Origin of the sequence: Mycobacterium asiaticum (assembly GCF_001668675.1) — a bacterium.
GTDB lineage: Bacteria > Actinomycetota > Actinomycetes > Mycobacteriales > Mycobacteriaceae > Mycobacterium > Mycobacterium asiaticum_D.
Genome location: NZ_LZKQ01000008.1, coordinates 58,756 through 75,739, shown reverse-complemented (window position 1 = coordinate 75,739; position 16,984 = coordinate 58,756). Strand labels below are relative to the sequence as shown.

General features: G+C 68.3%; 14 protein-coding genes and 1 pseudogene. 3 read left to right on the top strand and 12 right to left on the bottom strand.

The annotated features are described in order from the left end of the window. Complete coding sequence (locus tag A9X01_RS00610; RefSeq protein WP_172832422.1) at positions 1–1,185, bottom strand: CaiB/BaiF CoA transferase family protein; 1,185 nt, start codon at positions 1,183–1,185, stop codon at positions 1–3. A gap of 27 nt (positions 1,186–1,212) precedes the next feature. Next, the gene (locus A9X01_RS00605) at positions 1,213–2,577 is read right to left on the bottom strand and encodes an LLM class flavin-dependent oxidoreductase (RefSeq protein ID WP_065118812.1); all 1,365 of its coding nucleotides are present in this window, start codon (positions 2,575–2,577) and stop codon (positions 1,213–1,215) included. 68 nt (positions 2,578–2,645) lie between these two features. Here A9X01_RS00605 and A9X01_RS00600 point away from each other — a divergent pair, with 68 nt between their 5' ends. After that, positions 2,646–3,281 carry a GntR family transcriptional regulator gene (locus tag A9X01_RS00600; protein WP_065118811.1) on the top strand — a complete coding sequence of 212 codons (636 nt, stop codon included), beginning with the start codon at positions 2,646–2,648 and terminating at the stop codon, positions 3,279–3,281. A gap of 59 nt (positions 3,282–3,340) precedes the next feature. On the opposite strand, the gene A9X01_RS00595 is transcribed toward A9X01_RS00600, so the two are convergent. From A9X01_RS00595 to rimP, 7 genes and pseudogenes are all read right to left on the bottom strand, one after another. Beyond that, positions 3,341–4,654, bottom strand: coding sequence for an MATE family efflux transporter (locus A9X01_RS00595; protein WP_065118810.1), 1,314 nt, complete (start codon positions 4,652–4,654; stop codon positions 3,341–3,343). Beyond that, positions 4,647–5,672, bottom strand: a complete 1,026-nt coding sequence (locus A9X01_RS00590) for a DHH family phosphoesterase (RefSeq protein ID WP_081282128.1) — start codon at positions 5,670–5,672, stop codon at positions 4,647–4,649. Before A9X01_RS00590 ends, A9X01_RS00595 begins: the two co-directional genes overlap by 8 nt. After that, positions 5,635–6,153, bottom strand: coding sequence for a 30S ribosome-binding factor RbfA (gene rbfA, locus A9X01_RS00585; protein WP_036354772.1), 519 nt, complete (start codon positions 6,151–6,153; stop codon positions 5,635–5,637). Before rbfA ends, A9X01_RS00590 begins: the two co-directional genes overlap by 38 nt. Positions 6,154–6,159: 6 nt before the next feature. Continuing rightward, a pseudogene (gene infB / locus A9X01_RS00580) lies at positions 6,160–8,969 on the bottom strand (translation initiation factor IF-2). Positions 8,970–9,044: 75 nt separating this feature from the next. Then, complete coding sequence (locus A9X01_RS28650; protein ID WP_436405218.1) at positions 9,045–9,284, bottom strand: YlxR family protein; 240 nt, start codon at positions 9,282–9,284, stop codon at positions 9,045–9,047. A gap of 238 nt (positions 9,285–9,522) precedes the next feature. After that, positions 9,523–10,560: a transcription termination factor NusA gene (gene nusA / locus A9X01_RS00575; RefSeq protein ID WP_065118808.1), complete on the bottom strand. Its 1,038-nt coding sequence runs from the start codon at positions 10,558–10,560 to the stop codon at positions 9,523–9,525. Continuing rightward, complete coding sequence (rimP, locus tag A9X01_RS00570; RefSeq protein ID WP_065118807.1) at positions 10,557–11,099, bottom strand: ribosome maturation factor RimP; 543 nt, start codon at positions 11,097–11,099, stop codon at positions 10,557–10,559. The genes nusA and rimP overlap by 4 nt, the downstream gene beginning before the upstream one ends. 129 nt (positions 11,100–11,228) lie before the next feature. On the opposite strand from rimP, the gene A9X01_RS00565 reads away from it, so the two are divergent. Continuing rightward, a complete protein-coding gene (locus A9X01_RS00565) occupies positions 11,229–11,762 on the top strand; it encodes a hypothetical protein (RefSeq protein ID WP_065118829.1) in 534 nt (177 codons plus the stop codon). After that, the gene (locus A9X01_RS00560; protein WP_065118806.1) at positions 11,759–12,247 is read left to right on the top strand and encodes a ferritin-like domain-containing protein; all 489 of its coding nucleotides are present in this window, start codon (positions 11,759–11,761) and stop codon (positions 12,245–12,247) included. The genes A9X01_RS00565 and A9X01_RS00560 overlap by 4 nt, the downstream gene beginning before the upstream one ends. On the opposite strand, the gene A9X01_RS00555 is transcribed toward A9X01_RS00560, so the two are convergent. The 3 genes from A9X01_RS00555 to cobA all read right to left on the bottom strand — a co-directional run bounded on the left by A9X01_RS00555 (position 12,248) and on the right by cobA (position 16,982). Beyond that, positions 12,248–13,996 (bottom strand): proline--tRNA ligase, encoded by a 1,749-nt coding sequence (locus A9X01_RS00555; RefSeq protein WP_065118828.1) that lies wholly within the window; start codon positions 13,994–13,996, stop codon positions 12,248–12,250. Between the two features lie 144 nt (positions 13,997–14,140). Then, entirely contained in the window at positions 14,141–15,733 is a 1,593-nt protein-coding gene (locus A9X01_RS00550) for an MFS transporter (protein WP_065118805.1), read from the bottom strand. Between the two features lie 22 nt (positions 15,734–15,755). Beyond that, positions 15,756–16,982: a uroporphyrinogen-III C-methyltransferase gene (gene cobA / locus A9X01_RS00545; RefSeq protein ID WP_065118804.1), complete on the bottom strand. Its 1,227-nt coding sequence runs from the start codon at positions 16,980–16,982 to the stop codon at positions 15,756–15,758. Positions 16,983–16,984: the final 2 nt, after the last annotated feature.

The following is a 16,984-nucleotide window of genomic DNA, read 5'->3' as shown; positions in this document are numbered from 1 at the left end:
TTAGAGCACACCCATGGTGCGCAGTGTGTCGATGTCTGTCTGGCTTAAGCCGAGGAGGTCTTTGTAGACGGCAGCGTTGTGCTCGCCGAGTCGTGGGCCGAGGTGTTCCAGGCGTGCCGGGACCGACGAGAATCGCGGTACCGCAGCCTGCACCGTCATCGGACCAAGTTCGTCGTCGTCGATGACGACGAAGACCTCTCGGTGTTTAAGGTGCTCGTCGGCCAGCAGATCGGCGATGTCGTAGACCGGAGCTGCCGCCACCTCGTAGGCATCGAAAATCGCCATGGCATCCGAAAGTGTCTTCCCGGCAACCCATTCCCCGACGATAGCGTCCACCTCGGCGGCCCGGGCCAATCGTCGCTGAGGGTCCGAGAAGTCGGCATCGCTTACCAGGTCGGCACGGCCGATGGCCTGGAAGACCCTCAGCGCGAGGGTCGGCGAGCTGCCTGACATGGCCAGCCACTTGCCGTCGGAGGTCCGATAGGTATTGCGCGGCGCCGAGATATCCCATCGGTTCCCCGCACGCCGCGGCACCAAGCCGAGCTGGTCGTGGGCCAGCAGTGTCTGTTCGAGTAGCCGGGCCAGCGGGTCGATGAGGTTGATATCGATCAGCTGGCCTGGCGCTCGGTGCACATCACGGTGATAGAGCGCCATCATGACGGCGTACGCGGCGTTGAGGGACGCCACCCCGTCGGCGAGCATGAACGGCGGCAGCGTCGGCGGCCCATCGGCTTCGCCGGTGAGGTAAGCGAATCCGCTCATTGCCTCGCCGAGGGTGCCGAAACCAGGGCGCTCGCTCTTGGGTCCGGAGAGTCCGAACCCGGTGATGTGCAGCATGACGATCTTGTCGTTGACGGCGCGCAACCGCTCATAGTCCAGACCCCATTTGCGCAGGGTGCGCGGGCGGGTGTTGACGATGACGACATCGGCCTGGGCCGCCAGGCGCCGTGCCAGTTCCTGGCCTTGGGCGTGGCGCAGGTTCAATGTCACCGATCGTTTGTTGCGAGAAATCGACTTCCACATCAGCCCGATGCGGTCGCGCTGGTGGCCCCAGCCGCGGATCGGGTCGCCACCGTTGGGGTCCTCCACCTTGATGACGTCGGCGCCGAACTCGCCAAGGTAGGTGGCGACCAGCGGCGCGGCGGCAAGGGTCGCGAAATCAAGCACACGGATGCCGTCAAGCAACGAACGATTGATCGTTGGCGCCGCCATCTAAGACCCGACAGCCTGGGCCAACGGCCGCGTGAGACCAAGATTGTCGCGTAGCGTCTTGCCCTCGTATTCGGTGCGCGCCAATCCGCGACGCTGCAACTCGGGGATGACCATGCGTACGACGTCTTCGAATGCGCCGGGCAAATGGGTTGCCGCAAGGACGAATCCGTCACATGCGCCGGATTCGAACCATTCCGTCATCTGATCGGCCACCTGGGATCCGGTTCCGACAAACCGTGGTCCCTGCAATAAAGTCGCGCGATGCTCAGCGAGATCGCGAACGGTGACGGTGTGGCCGCCGATGTGAGTGCGTAGGTTCTGCACGAGCCCGCGGATACCGGACACCGAAGCGATCAGCTCATCGGTGACGGGATCGTCGAGATCATGTTGGGCGAAGTCGTAATTCATCAGCTCTGACAGCAGGGTCAGCGATGCCATCGGATGTACGAGGTCATTGAGAAGCATCGCCTCGCGTTCCTTGGCATGCGCCTCGGATTCGCCCACCACCGCGTAGGCCATCGGACAGATGCGTACCGCTGCCGGGTCTCGGCCCGCGTCGGCGATCCGTTGTTTCTGGTCCCGATAGTGGTCGATCGCGACCTGCAGGCCAGGGTCTCCGGTGAAGATCAGATCGGCCCAGCGAGAGGCGAATTCGCGTCCGCGGCCAGACGATCCAGCCTGGATGATGACTGGTCGTCCCTGAGGTGTACGCGGCACAGTTAATGGTCCGCGAGCCGAGAAGTATTGGCCCACATGCCCAAGTTCGTGGATCTTGCCCGGATCAGCGTAGACACCCGTGACGCGGTCGTGCACGATCGCGTCGTCCTCCCAGGTGTCCCACAGACCGGCGACAACGTCGAGAAACTCATCGGCGCGGTCGTACCGCTCGTCGTGGCCCAGATGGGATTCAAGCCCGAAGTTCTGCGCCTCGCTGTCATTGACCGAGGTGACGACGTTCCACGCGGCCCGACCACCGGAGAGGTGATCCAACGTGGCGAACGTCCGGGCCACGTGGAACGGCGCGTAGTAGGTGGTCGAGTATGTCGCGCCGAGGCCGATGTGCGATGTGGTCTGCGCCAGCACACCGAGGATCACGCTGAGGTCGAGTTTGACCGGCCGCGCACCGTAGCGGGCCGCGTGGGCGACCGACCCGCCGTAGATGCCCGGCATCGCGAGCCGATCGTCGAAGAACATCAGATCGAAGCAGCCCTCTTCGAGCTGCTGACCGATCTTCGCGTAGTAACTCGCATCGAGATATCGATGCTCGGTGGCGGGATGCCGCCAGGAGCCCGCATACACAGACGTGCTTCCGGCCTGCATGAAAGCGACCAGCGACATCTTGTCAGTTCTCTGAGACCGTCCCATGGGTGAAAATCTAACATCTGATATTTCAGATATCAACGTTGGAATCAAGCATGCGCTAAGGTGCCGCTATGAGCGTCGATATCGCCGGCACGGTGCGCGAACGCGCCGCGCGCGAGCTGCGGGACCGCATCCTGACCGGCACTTTGCCGGCCGGATCTCGCATTGACCTCGACGCGATCACCGCCGAATTCGCAACCAGCCGCACCCCCGTGCGTGAGGCGCTGCTGGAGTTGTCCTACGAGGGGCTGGTCCGGGTGGCGCCCCGCAGCGGCATCACGGTAGTCGGCATTCAGCCCGAGGACGTTCTCGACAGTTTCACAATCCTGGGCGTTCTCACCGGACAAGCTGCGGCATGGGCCGCGCAGCGCATCACCTCGGCCGAACTCGACCATCTGCGCAAACTGGCTGCCGACGTGGCATCACGGTCCGGAAGCAACAGCATCGGCGAAGCCAATTGGCGGTTCCACCAAGAAATCCACCGCGCTGCCCACTCCCCCAGGCTGATGACGCAGATTCGGCAGGCCGCACGTGTGGTGCCGTCGAACTTCCTAACGGTCTTTCCCGACCACGAGCGGCATTCGCTCAGCGAACACGAGGAATTGTTAGACGCCCTCGCGTCCAAGGATCCGGTGCGCGCCCGCACTATCGCCGAGCGCCACGTGTTGGAGGCCGGCCGGTCCCTGGCCGCGTGGCTAAACCGATAGCAGACCTGCTGGCGACCGCCACACACTCCACCGGCAGGGTCAGCGGTGGGGCGTGGGACTCAGCGAGTGCCGGTAACGGCCCAGCGTCCCGACACGGTGCGCCAGCCGCCGAAGATCAGCCGCAGCACCATGAATGTGCTCAACCCGGACCAGATGCCGGCCAGCCCCCACCCGTAGGCCAGCGACAGCCAGATCAACGGCAGGAATCCGATCAGCGCACTGACGACGGTGGCGGTGCGCATGAACGCGGCGTCTCCGGCGCCCAGCAGGACTCCGTCCAGCGCGAAAACGATTCCCGCGACCGGTAACTGGGCCACCAGGAACCACCACGGCACCGCCACCGCCGAAAGCACCGACGGGTCGTCGGTGAACAGGTCGGGCAGCACCCCGGCACCGACGCCGAAGACGGTCGCCAGCAACGCGGCGGCCAGCAGCGAGAACAGCGTCACCCGCCACGCCACCCACTTGGCGTGGGCCGTGTCGCCGGCCCCGAGCGCCGCGCCCACCAGCGACTGCGCCGCGATCGCCAGTGAATCGAGCACCAGCGCCAGAAACGACCACAGTTGCAGCACGATCTGATGCGAGGCCAGCGCGGCGGCGCCGAACCGGGCCGCCACCGCGGCGGCCGAGACATAACAGGTCTGGAACGCCAGGCTGCGCAGGATCAGATCGCGTCCCATCACCAGTTGGGATCGCAACGCGGCGCGGTCCAGCCGCAGCGGCACCCGCTCGGCCAGCAGGGCGCCGCAGAACAACAGTGCGGCCAGCCACTGGCCGCACAAATTCGCCACCGCCGAACCGGGCAGTCCCATCCTGGGCAGGCCGAGCCAGCCGTAGACCAGCGACGGGCACAGCAACGCCGACACCCCGAACCCGGTGACCACGTAGCGCAGCGGCCGCACTGTGTCCTGCACTCCGCGCATCCACCCGTTTCCGGCCAGCGACACCAGGATCGCCGGTACGCCCAGGATCGCGATCCGCAGCCACGGCAGGGCCGCCGATGCAGTGCTTTTTCCGTCACCGCCCGAGCCGGCGATCGCCGATACCACCGGCACCGCGGTGGCCTGCACCACCAAGACGATCGCGGTGCCCAGGCCCAAACCCAGCCACGTCGCCTGCACCCCTTCGTTCACCGCCGCCGCCCGGTCGGCCGCCCCGAAGTACCGGGCCGCGCGTGCGGTCGTGCCGTAGGACAGGAAGGTGAGCTGGGTGCTGACCAGGCCGAGCACCAGGCTGCCGATCGCCAGACCGGCCAGGGCGACCGCCCCCAGCCGGCCGACCACCGCGGTGTCGAACAGCAGATACAGCGGCTCGGCGGCGAGCACACCCAAGGCGGGCAGGGCCAGCCTGGTGATCTGACGAAAGTCAGCCAAGAGCCGCGCGCAGCGCCGCCACCACGTCGTCGATGGAGCCGGTGGTCGAGTAGCCGGCCGCAAGACGATGCCCGCCCCCGCCGAATCCGGAGGCGACGGCGGCCAGGTCCACCTCGGTCTTGGCGCGCATGGAGACCGACCACTGCTGCGGGTCGACCTCCTTGAACACCGCCGCGACTTCGGCCTCCTGCGTGGTGCGCACGATGTCGACCACGCTTTCCACCTCCTCGGGCCGGGACCCGAGCCAATCCTGGTGGGCGACAACGGCATACACCAGACCGCGGCCGCCGACCGCCTCGGGCACCAGCCGCGCGGAACCCAGGACCCGCGACAGCAGCGGCAGCCACGCGAACGGATGGCTGTCCATCAGCGACCGGCTGATGGACGCGTTGTCCACCCCGATCTCGAGCAGCCGGGCCGCCAGCCGGAACGCCCGCGGGCTGGCCCAGCGGAACGACCCGGTGTCGGTGGTCAGCCCGGCGTAGATGCAGTGCGCGACCGCCAGGTTGATCGGCTTGCCCCACGCGTCGAGGATCTCGGCGACCATCATCGTCGTCGAATCAGCGGATGCGTCAACGAAATTCGCCGTCCCGAACAGGCCGTTGGAGGCGTGGTGGTCGATCACCAGCAGCTGCTGGTCGGGGTCGGCCAGCTCGCGCAGCCTGCCGAGCCGGTGAATGCTCGGCACGTCGACGGTCACCACCAGGTCGACGTCGCGTCGCAGCTCTTCGGGCCCGACCAGCAGCTCGCAGCCGGGCAGCGAGCGCAACGACTCGGGCAGTGCCGCCGGCGTGGCGAAGCTGACCTGCACCTTCTTGTCGCAGCCGTCCAGCACCAGGGCCAGCGCCAGGCCGGCGCCGATGGTGTCCGCGTCCGGGTGGACATGGCAGATCACAGCGACGGTGTTCGCGGTCTCCAGCAGCTCGGCGGCGCCGACCGCGTCGACGCGCGCCCCGGTCAAGCGAGGCATGCTCGTCAGCTCAGTCTTCGGATCGATCTTGCGATCGGTTGTGGTCATCGGTGTCCTTAGCGTCGCCAAGTCCCCCGGCAGCCGGCGTCTCGGCCGCCGACCCACTATCACGGTACGGGTCGGCCTCCCCAGCCGGCTTCGCACCCACCCGAACCCGGGCCAGATCGGCGTCGGCCGCGCGGGCACGGGCCAGCAGCTCCTCCATCCGATTGACCGCGTCGGTCGTGGTGTCGCGCTCGAACGTCAGGGTCGGCGTGAACCGCACGCCGGTGCCGGCACCCACCTTGGTGCGCAGCACCCCCTTGGCCCGGTCCAGCGCCGCGGCGGCGCCGGCCAGGTCCGGCTCGTCGTCCAGCGTCGGACCCATCACCGTGTAGTAGACGGTCGCGTCGTGCAGGTCGTTGGTCACCTTCGTGTCGACGATGGTGACCCCGGCCAGCCTCGGATCTTTGATCTCGTACTCGATCGCCGAGGCGACGATGGTGCTGATGCGTTTGGCCAGGCGGCGCGCCCGGGCGGGATCAGCCATGCCAGGTCACGACCGTTCCTTTTGCACGAGCTCGAAGGACTCGATGATGTCGCCTTCCTTGATGTCGGAGTACCCCAGCGTCAGACCGCACTCGAAACCTTCGCGGACCTCGGTGACGTCGTCCTTCTCCCGCCGCAGCGAGTTGATCGTCAGGTTCTCCGTGACCACGATGTTGTCCCGCAGCAGGCGCGCCTTGGCGTTGCGGCGCACCACACCCGAGGTGATCATGCAACCGGCGATGATGCCCACCTTGGAGGACCGGAAGATCGCGCGGATCTCCGCACGGCCCAGCTGGTTCTCCTCGTAGATCGGCTTGAGCATGCCGCGCAGGGCCTTCTCGATCTCGTCGATGGCCTGGTAGATCACCGAGTAGTACCGGATGTCCACGCCTTCGCGGTTGGCCAGCTCCGTCGCCTTGCCTTCGGCCCGGACGTTGAAGCCGATGATCACCGCGTCCGAAGCCGACGCCAGGTTCACGTTGGTTTCGGTGATGCCACCGACGCCGCGGTCGATGACCCGCAGCTGCACCTCGTCGTCGATCTCGATCCCCATCAAGGCCTCTTCGAGCGCCTCGACCGTACCGGCGTTGTCGCCCTTGAGGATCAGATTCAGCTGACTGGTTTCCTTCAGCGCCGAGTCCAGGTCCTCCAGGCTGATCCGCTTGCGACTGCGCGCCGCCAGGGCGTTGCGCTTGCGAGCACTGCGCCGGTCGGCGATCTGGCGGGCGATGCGGTCCTCGTCGACAACCAGGAAGTTGTCACCGGCGCCGGGCACTGAGGTGAACCCGATGACCTGCACCGGCCGCGACGGCAGTGCCTCCTCGACGTCCTCGCCGTGCTCGTCGACCATGCGTCGCACGCGGCCGTACGCGTCGCCGGCCACCACCGAGTCGCCGACCCGCAGGGTGCCGCGCTGGATCAGCACGGTGGCCACCGGCCCGCGACCGCGGTCCAGGTGCGCCTCGATGGCCACACCCTGGGCTTCCATGTCTGGGTTGGCGCGCAGGTCCAACGCCGCGTCGGCGGTCAGCAGCACCGCCTCGAGCAGCGCCTCGATGTTGGTGCCCTGCTTGGCCGAGATGTCGACGAACATCGTGTCGCCACCGAAATCCTCTGCCACCAGACCGTATTCGGTGAGCTGGCCGCGGATCTTGGCCGGGTCGGCGCCTTCCTTGTCGATCTTGTTGACCGCCACCACGATCGGCACATCCGCGGCCTGCGCGTGGTTGATGGCCTCAACCGTCTGCGGCATCACGCCGTCGTCGGCCGCGACCACCAGGATCGCGATGTCGGTGGCCTTGGCACCGCGGGCACGCATGGCGGTGAACGCCTCGTGACCGGGGGTGTCGATGAAGGTGATGAGCCGCTCGTTGCCGTCCAGATCGACGGCAACCTGGTAGGCACCGATGTGCTGGGTGATGCCGCCGGCCTCGCCCTCGCGGACGCTGGCCTTACGGATGGTGTCCAACAGCCGCGTCTTACCGTGGTCGACGTGACCCATCACGGTCACCACCGGCGGCCGAGTCTGCAGGTCTTCCTCGCCGCCCTCGTCTTCGCCGTATGTCAGGTCGAAGGACTCGAGCAGTTCGCGGTCTTCGTCCTCGGGGCTGACGACCTGGACGTTGTAGTTCATCTCGCTGCCCAGCAGCTCGAGCGTCTCGTCGCCCACCGATTGGGTGGCCGTCACCATCTCGCCGAGGTTGAACAGCGCCTGCACCAGCGAGGCCGGGTTGGCATTGATCTTGTCGGCGAAGTCGGACAGCGAAGCGCCGCGGGCCAGCCGGATGGTCTCGCCGTTACCGTGCGGCAATCGCACGCCGCCGACGACCGGCGCCTGCATGTTCTCGTACTCGGCGCGTTTCGCCCGCTTCGACTTGCGGCCACGCCGCGGCGCGCCGCCGGGACGACCGAACGCGCCGGCCGCGCCACCGCGCTGACCGGGGCGACCACCGCCACCGCCGGGACCGCCGCCACCGGGACGACCGCGGTAGTTGCCGCCGCCGCCGGGTGCTGCCCCGACGCCGCCGCCACCACGGTAATTACCGCCGCCGCCGTCACGTCCGCCGGGACCACCGGGGCGGGCACCGCCGGGACGCGGGCCGCCGGCGCGCGCCGGACGGGGACCACCCGCGGCGCCACCGGGACGCGGCGGCATGCTGCCGGGCGAGGCACCGCCGGGCCGGGGCGCGCCCGGTCGGGGCGCGCCGGGACGCGGAGGGTGCGGGTGCGGACGCGGGATCGGCCGGTCGACGGGCTGCGCCGACGAGAACGGGTTGTTGCCTACGCGCGGGGTGCGCACGCCGGGCTTCGGGGCCGGTCCCGGGCGCGGTCCGGGCGTCATGCCGGGCTGCGGGGCCGGTGGGCTGGCCGGCTGACCGGGGGTCGGAGCCGCCGGCCGGGGCGTCGGGGGTGCCGGGGCCGCGGGCTGGCGGCGCTGGCGGCCGGGGCCGCCGGACTGGCCGGCGCGGCACCGCCCGGACGGCCGGGGGCGGCGGGCTTGGCCGGGGCGCTGGTCGACGCGCCGTTGCCGGCCGGGTCGATCGCCTTGTCGAGCGCGCGGTCCAGGGCCGAATCGGCCTTGGCCGCGGGGACCGGAGCGGCCTTCTCGGGGGCCTTGCCTTGCGGACCGGCCGCCGGGGCCTTGGCGGCCGGCTTGCCGCCGCCGAACGACTCGCGGAGCCGCCGGGCAACCGGCGCTTCTACCGTCGACGACGCGGATTTGACGAATTCGCCCTGTTCATTAAGCCGGGCGAGGACTTCCTTGCTGGTGACACCGAGTTCCTTGGCTAACTCGTGTACGCGGGCCTTACCTGCCACTACATCTCCTGTCTAAGAGGCGACAGTCAGTGGGCCGCGCCTCGGGTTTAGCTATGACACATGGTCATCGGGACTTCACGGTGTGCTCATGTTCGTTGCTACCTGTTCTGTTGCGCCGTGGGACGAGCTCACCTGCTCGACCACCGCGGATGTATCCGGTGAACCGGTGATGCGCAGCGCGCGGTTGAAAGCTCGCCGCCGGATCGCTTGTTGTACGCACTGCGGCGCGGGATGCAGCCAAGCACCTCGCCCCGGCAGGCTTCTGGCCGTGTCAACGATTACGGCGTAGCTGCCGTTCCCCGTAGACGAGGCCACCACTCGAAGCAGTTCGACGGCCAACTCTCGCTTCCGACATCCGACGCACGTCCGCACGGGTCCGCTGGGGTTGTCCGGGCGTCTGCGCGCCGAGGCCGAAGGCTCGCGCTGGATCACGGCTAAGTCTAGCGTCACTCGGACCTCAGTCCGAACCGCCCGTTCGCCCAATGCGCGAGCAGACGCAAAAGCTCCCAATTACGCGGCGTGTCGGGGGCTTTTGCGTCTGCTCGGCCGGAGATTAGTGGGACATCCCGTGGCTGGCGCCGTGTTCGGGGTGCCCGGCGGACTGGCCCGGCGCGTCGCCACGAATATCGATGCGCCACCCGGTGAGCCGCGCGGCCAGCCGCGCGTTCTGCCCTTCCTTGCCGATGGCCAGCGACAACTGGAAGTCAGGCACCACCACCCGGGCGGCGCGGGCGGTCTGGTCGATCACCGACACCGACACCACCTTGGCCGGCGACAACGCATTGGCGACGAAGCGGGCCGGGTCCTCGTCGTAGTCGATGATGTCGATCTTCTCGCCGGACAACTCGCTCATCACGTTGCGGACCCGTTGCCCCATCGGGCCGATGCAGGCGCCCTTCGCATTGAGCCCGGGCACCCGCGATGTCACGGCGATCTTGGATCGGTGGCCGGCCTCCCGGGCGACCGCCACGATCTCGACCGACCCGTCGGCGATCTCGGGTACTTCCAGCGAGAACAGCTTGCGCACCAGATTGGGGTGGGTGCGTGACAGCGTGATCAGCGGCTCGCGGGATCCGCGGCTCACCCCGACGACATAACAGCGCAGCCGGTTGCCGTGTTCGTAGCTCTCGCCCGGCACCTGTTCGGCCGCCGGGATGACGCCCTCGGAGGCCTTGGCTTCGGTGCCCATCCGGACGACCACCAGACCGCGGGCGTTCGCGCGGCTGTCGCGCTGGATGACGCCGGCCACGATCTCACCCTCGCGGGTGGAGAACTCACCGAAGGTGCGCTCGTTCTCGGCGTCACGGAACCGCTGCAGCATCACCTGGCGGGCCGTGGTGGCGGCGATGCGGCCGAATCCCTCCGGGGTGTCGTCCCACTCGCTGATCAGGTTGCCGTCTTCGTCGGTCTCGCGAGCGATGACGCGCACCACCCCGCTCTTGCGGTCGATCTCGATGCGGGCATCGGTCTGGTGGCCTTGAGTGTGCCGGTAGGCGGTGAGCAGCGCGGACTTGATGGTTTCGAGCAATTCGTTGACCGAAATGCCCCGGTCCACCTCGATCGCGTGCAGCGCGGCCATGTCGATGTTCATGTTTCGGCCTCCGTCTCAGCGGCCCGACCCACCTCAGCCGGCTGCGCCAGCTCCAGCTCTGCTTGCGCGGGTGGCGAAAACTCGACCTGGACGACAGCGTTCGTGACGTCGGCGAGCGCGATCTCACGCACGGCCCAACCACGGCCCTGCCGGATCACCAGCGCTGTCACGCCGTCCCGCGTCTCGCCGATGCGGCCCGACAGCTCGGTGCCGTCGGACAGCGCCAGTGCGACCTTGCGGCCGCGGGCGCGCCGGAAATGCTTCTCGCTGGTCAAGGGGCGCTCCACGCCGGGCGAGCTGACCTCGAGGACGTACTGCGGGCCCACGTCGGCGAGGTCGTCCAGCAAAGTCGATGCCGAGCGGGACAGGTCGGCGATGGTGTCCAGGTCCAGGGCGGTGTCGCCGTCGGCAATCACAGTGATCCGTGGCGGACGGGTACGGCTGTCGATGACCACGTCTTCGATCTCGTAGCCGGCGCGCGCGAACTCACCACTGAGTAGCTCGATCACCTGCGTCTGCGACGGTAGCCCGGTGGTCACGGCGAGCTCCTCATCTGAAGTTGTCCGGTCACTGGCGAGCCAGCTACCAACGATACGCCAGGATCGGGCAATGACACCGTGATCGTGGCAGGCGTTCTCCCGCGACGCAGTGATGGCAGGATGTGGGGCGTGCCCAGAGCAGTACCCGTCATCAGTAGGCGGGGTGTGCTCGCCGGTGGTGCCGCTCTCGCACTCGGGGTGGTGGCCACCGCCTGTGGCGAGCCCGCCCCCAAGCCCCCGGCTGTCGAGGAGTTGTTAGGCCCGCTGGAGCAGGCCCGCCGCGACAGCGCGCTGGCGACGGCGGCCGCGGGAGCCATCGGCAGTCCGCCCCAGGTCGCCGCCGCGTTGAGCGTGGTGGCCTCCCAGCGCGCGGCGCACGCCCGGGCGCTGGCCACCGAGGTCGCGCGGGCCGCGGGCAAGTTGGTGTCGTCGACCAGCGAGACGAGCAGTTCGACCACGACCACCGCCACCGATCCGGAGGCTCCGCCGCCGCCCCCGCCGCCGGTGTCGGACGTCATCGACTCGTTGCGCAAGTCCGCCGAGGACGCGAATCGCCTGGTTGCCACGACCTCGGGGTACCGAGCAGGGCTGTTGGCCTCGATCGTTGCCTCCTGCACCGCCTCCGCCGAGGTGGCGCTGGTGCCCGGAGGGCCGTCGATATGACGTCGTCGGAACCCAGCTACGGCGCCAGCCCGAAACGCTCCCCCGCCGGCAAAGACGCCGACATCACGGCGCTGAACGACGCGTTGTCCGTGGAGCACGCCACCATCTACGGCTACGGCATCGTGTCGGCGATGTCGCCACCCAGCGTCAACGACCTGGTGGTGGAGGCACTGAATCAGCATCGCCAGCGTCGCGACGACGTCATCGCCATGCTGACCGCACGCAAGGCCACCGCCGTCGTCGCCGCTCCCGGCTACCAGTTGCCGTCGCCGGTGGGCTCCCCCGCCGAGGCGGCGCGGTTGGCGGCGCGGATGGAGAACGACGGCGCGACGGCGTGGCGGGCGGTTGTGGAGTACGCCGACACCGCCGACGACCGCGCCTTCGCCTCCACTGCGCTGACCCAGAGCGCCGTGCTGGCCTCCCGCTGGAACAAGGTGCTCGGCGGCTGGCCGATCACCGCGCCTTTCCCGGGCGGCAACGAGTAGTCAGCCGCTGATAGCGGCCAACAGATCGGTCACCAGCGCATCGTTGACGGCAAGCTCGGTCGTCTGGCCGCTGAACCTGTCGCGCAGCTCGATCCGGCCGTCCGCCCACCCGCGGCCCACCACCACGATCCACGGCATGCCGAGCAACTCGGCGTCCTTGAACTTCACCCCCGGCGATGCGGTGCGGTCGTCCAGCAGCACCTCGACACCCACCTTGTCCAGGTCGGCGGCCAGCTTGGCCGCGCCCAGGCGCGCTTCGGGGTCCTTGTTGGCGATCACCAGGTGCACGTCGAACGGCGCGACCGAGGACGGCCAGCGCAGCCCGAGCTCGTCGTGGTGTTGTTCGGCGACGACGGCTACCAGCCGCGACACCCCGATGCCGTAGGAGCCCATGGTCAGCCGGACCGGCTTGCCGTCCTCGCCGAGCACATCGGCGGTGAAGGCGTCGGTGTACTTGCGGCCGAGCTGGAAGATGTGGCCGATCTCGATGCCGCGCGCCATGACCAGCGGGCCGGCGCCGTCGGGCGAGGGATCGCCCTCCCGCACCTCGGCCGCTTCGATGGTGCCGTCGGCGGTGAAGTCGCGGCCGGCCACCAGCCCGACGACATGACGGCCGGGCTCGTCCGCGCCGGTGATCCAGCTGGTGCCGTCCGCCACCCGCGGGTCGACAAGGTACCGAACTTCGTTGTCGCGCAGTGCTTTCGGGCCGATGTAACCCTTGACCAGAAACGGGTACCGGGCGAAGTCGGCGTCGTCGAGCAGGGCGTACTCGGCCGGCTCCAGCGCCGCACCCAGGCGCTTGTCGTCGATCTCGCGGTCGCCGGGCACCCCGATGGCGAGCAGCTCCCAATCCCCGCCGGGCTGGCGCACCTTGACCAGAACGTTCTTGAGGGTGTCCGCGGCCGTGACGGTCCGGCCCAGGCCGGCCTCGTTGGCCCAGGCCACCAGGGTGGCGATGGTCGGTGTATCGCCGGTGTCGTGGACCTGCGCCTCGGGCAGCCCGTCGACGGGTTTTGCCTCGGGTTGGGCGGTGACGACCGCTTCGACGTTGGCCGCGTAGCCGGATTCCAGGCAGCGCACGAAGGTGTCCTCGCCGATCGGGCTTTCGGCCAGAAACTCCTCAGAGGCGCTGCCGCCCATCGCGCCCGAGACCGCCGAGACGATGACGTAACGCACCCGCAGCCGGTCGAACATGCGCTGGTAGGCCTCCCGGTGCGCGTGGTAGGAGGACTTGAGGCCGGCGTCGTCGATGTCGAAGGAGTAGGAGTCCTTCATCACGAACTCGCGGCCCCGCAGGATGCCGGCGCGGGGGCGCGCCTCGTCGCGGTACTTGGTCTGGATTTGGTAGAGCGTCAGCGGAAAGTCCTTGTAGGAGCTGTATTCGCCCTTGACGGTCAGGGTGAACAGCTCCTCGTGGGTGGGTCCGAGCAGGTAGTCGTTGCCGCGACGGTCTTTGAGCCGAAACACGCTGTCGCCGTACTCGGTCCAGCGGTTCGTCGTCTCGTACGGTGCACGTGGCAGCAGGGCGGGAAACAGGATCTCCTGGCCGCCGATCGCGTTCATCTCCTCGCGCACGATCCGTTCGATGTTGCGCAGTACGCGCAGGCCCAGCGGCAGCCAGCTGTACAACCCGGGCGCGATCGGCCGGACGTATCCCGCACGGATAAGCAGTTTGTGACTGGGCACTTCCGCGTCGGCGGGGTCGTCGCGCAGCGTGCGCAGGAACAGCTCAGACATCCGGGTGATCACAGGCGGCAAGCCTAGTAGGTGGGTCGGTGCGGCGAACGTCACGCCAGTGTGGCGGTCGGCCGCCAACGCCACGCCAGCGTGACGCTCGACGAAAGGCGGGCGTGACGCTCGACGAAAGGCGGGCGGGAAAGCTGGACGGGAGAGCTACAGCTCCCCGGCGTCCATCGCTTCCTTGACTTCCTGCGCGTGCGCAACCTGTTCCGGCGTATAGCCGATGAACAGCGCTGCACAGCCGACGATCACGGCCGTGCCGGCCACCCACAGCAGGCCGTAGGTGTAGCCCTTGTCGAGCGCGTGCAACTGGGCTTCGTTCATGAACTTGACCGGGCCGGTGATCCCGCCCAGGTACAGCGTGCGCGACGTGATCACGGCCTGGATGACGGCCAACACCAACGGCCCGCCAAGGCTCTGCAGCATCAGCGTCATGGCCGAGACCGGACCGATCTGGTCGAAGCCGACGCCCGCAATGGCCGACAGCGTCAGCGGCACGACCACCATGCCGATCCCGATGCCGCCGACGACGATCGGCAGCACCAGGTTGGGGAAGTACGGCGCGCCGCGGTGCATGCAGAACGAGCCGTAGAGCATCGCACCCAGCAGCAACCAGCCGCCGCCGATCGTCAGCACGCGCGGCGAGAACCGGGACACCAGCTGCGAGGAGATCCCGAGGCCGATGCCCATCGCGATGACGAACGGGATGAAGCCGACACCGGCGCGCAGCGCGCTGTAGCCCAGGATGTCCTGCACGTACAGGCCGATGGACACGGTCAGGCTGAACATGACGCCACCGGCCAGGAAGATCGCACCGAAGGTGACCAACCGGTTGCGGTCGCGGAACAGGCCGAACGGGATGACGGGGTTCTCGGCGGTGCGTTCCACGATGGCGAAGGCGATGGCCGCGGCCAGCGCAACGACGCCCGAGCCGATGGTGGTGACCGAGATCCAGCCCTTTTCCGGGCCGATGGAGAAGGCGAACACGGCGGCGGTGCAGGCCAGGGTGGCCAGCATGGCCCCGGCCGCGTCGAGCTTCATCCGCTCGCGGTTGGTCTCGCGCAGCGCGGTGCGGGCCAGGTAGATCATCACCAGACCGATCGGGACGTTGACCAGGAAGGCCAGCCGCCAGGAGTACTCGGTCAGGAATCCGCCGACCACAAGGCCCATCACCGAACCGATGGCGGTCATCGCGGCGAACACCGCGGTTGCGGCGTTACGGGCGGGCCCCTTGGGGAATGTCGTAGCGACCAGCGCCAATCCGGTGGGCGATGCGATGGCCGACCCGATGCCCTGGGAGAGCCGGGCGATGACCATGGTCACTTCGTCCCAGGCCACCGCGCACAGCACCGAGGAGATGGTGAACAGGGCGACACCGACGATGAAGGTGCGCTTACGCCCGATGGTGTCGCCGAGGCGCCCACCGAGCAGCATCAGCCCACCGAACGTCAGCACATAGGCGGTGATCACCCAGCTGCGGCCGGCATCGGACAGGCTGAGCTCGTCCTGAATCTTAGGAAGCGCCACGATGGCGACCGTGCTGTCCATGGTGGCCAGCAGCTGCATCCCGCCGATTGCGATGACCGCCGCGATGAAGCGGTACGAAGGCATCCACGCCGGGTAATACCTGCTCAAGCGCTGCAAAGGGGTCTCCACCGAACGCGTGGGACGCTCCTGGGCCGAACGTTCTGAGCGCCCTTCGGTCCAAGTGTGAACCGCGCGCTCTGAGTCGTTGAGAGCCGTCATAGGAGGTTACCTTACAGTAATCTTAAGAATTGTTTAAAGCCTCAGCGGCCGTGAGGCCCGCCACTGGGCCGATAACGATGATTGCGGGAGGTCGGATCCCCTCTGCACGTACCCGCTCCGGCGTGTCAACCAACCTTGTCCGCAACGATTGTTGCGCTGGCGTCGTCCCATGTTGCACCACAAGAACCGGAGTATCCGCAGGTCGGCCGCCTTTTAGCAGCGCGGCGACGAAGAGTTCGATGCGTTCGACCGCCATCAGCAAAACGATGGTCCCGGACATTGCTGCTAAAGCGTCCCAATTGACTAACGATTCGGGATGATCGGGCGCCAGATGGCCGCTGACCACCACGAACTCGTGATTTGTGGCCCGGTGCGTGACCGGAACGCCGGCCAGCGCGGGCACCGCTATGGCACTGGTCACACCTGGCACCACCGTCACCGGAATCCCCGCTTCGGCGCACGCCAGCACTTCCTCATAGCCCCTCGCGAACACGAACGGATCGCCCCCCTTGAGACGGACGACGAACTTGCCCGCACCGGCTCGTTCGACCAGGACGGCGTTGATGGCGTCCTGGGCCATGGCCCGGCCGTATGGAATCTTGGCGGCGTCGATCACCTCGACGTGCGGCCCGAGTTCGGCCAGCAGTTCCGGTGGCGCCAGCCGGTCGGCGACGACCACGTCGGCCTGCGCGAGCAGCCGACGGCCGCGGACGGTGATCAGCTCGGGATCCCCCGGCCCGCCGCCGACCAACGCGACGCCGCCCCGGACGACGTCGGATCCGACCTGTCCGTCCGGAGTGATCACGCCCGTCTGCAGGGCCTCGCGGATCGCCGAGCGGATGGCCGCCGAACGCCGGTGCTCACCGCCGGCCAGCACGCCCACCGACAGCCCGGCGTACTCGAACGACGCCGGGGTGACCGCGGTGCCCTCGACTGCGATGTCGGCGCGGACGCAGAAGATGCGGGAGCGTTCGGCCTCGGCGACGACCGCCGCGTTGACGTCGGGGTCATTGGTGGCCGCCAGCGCGTACCAGGCGCCGTCGAGGTCGCCGTCGGCGTACTCACGCAGCGACAGCGTGATCCCGTCCATCGCCTCGACGGAACGGGTGGCGCTGCGGGAGATGACGTGCACGTCGGCGCCGCTTGCGATCAGCAGCGGTAGTCGCCGCTGCGCGACGCTACCCCCGCCGACGACAACGACCTTCCTGCCGGCAAGTCGCAGTCCCACCAGGTAGGGGCTCTCGGTCACCG

Bases quoted from the DNA above. Each gene is read 5' to 3' on its own strand.
- A9X01_RS00605 (WP_065118812.1), bottom strand. From the start codon at position 2,577: ATGGGACGGTCTCAGAGAACTGACAAGATGTCGCTGGTCGCTTTCATG.
- A9X01_RS00600 (WP_065118811.1), top strand. From the start codon at position 2,646: ATGAGCGTCGATATCGCCGGCACGGTGCGCGAACGCGCCGCGCGCGAG.
- A9X01_RS00590 (WP_081282128.1), bottom strand. From the start codon at position 5,672: ATGACCACAACCGATCGCAAGATCGATCCGAAGACTGAGCTGACGAGC.
- rbfA (WP_036354772.1), bottom strand. From the start codon at position 6,153: ATGGCTGATCCCGCCCGGGCGCGCCGCCTGGCCAAACGCATCAGCACC.
- nusA (WP_065118808.1), bottom strand. From the start codon at position 10,560: ATGAACATCGACATGGCCGCGCTGCACGCGATCGAGGTGGACCGGGGC.
- A9X01_RS00560 (WP_065118806.1), top strand. From the start codon at position 11,759: ATGACGTCGTCGGAACCCAGCTACGGCGCCAGCCCGAAACGCTCCCCC.
- A9X01_RS00550 (WP_065118805.1), bottom strand. From the start codon at position 15,733: ATGACGGCTCTCAACGACTCAGAGCGCGCGGTTCACACTTGGACCGAA.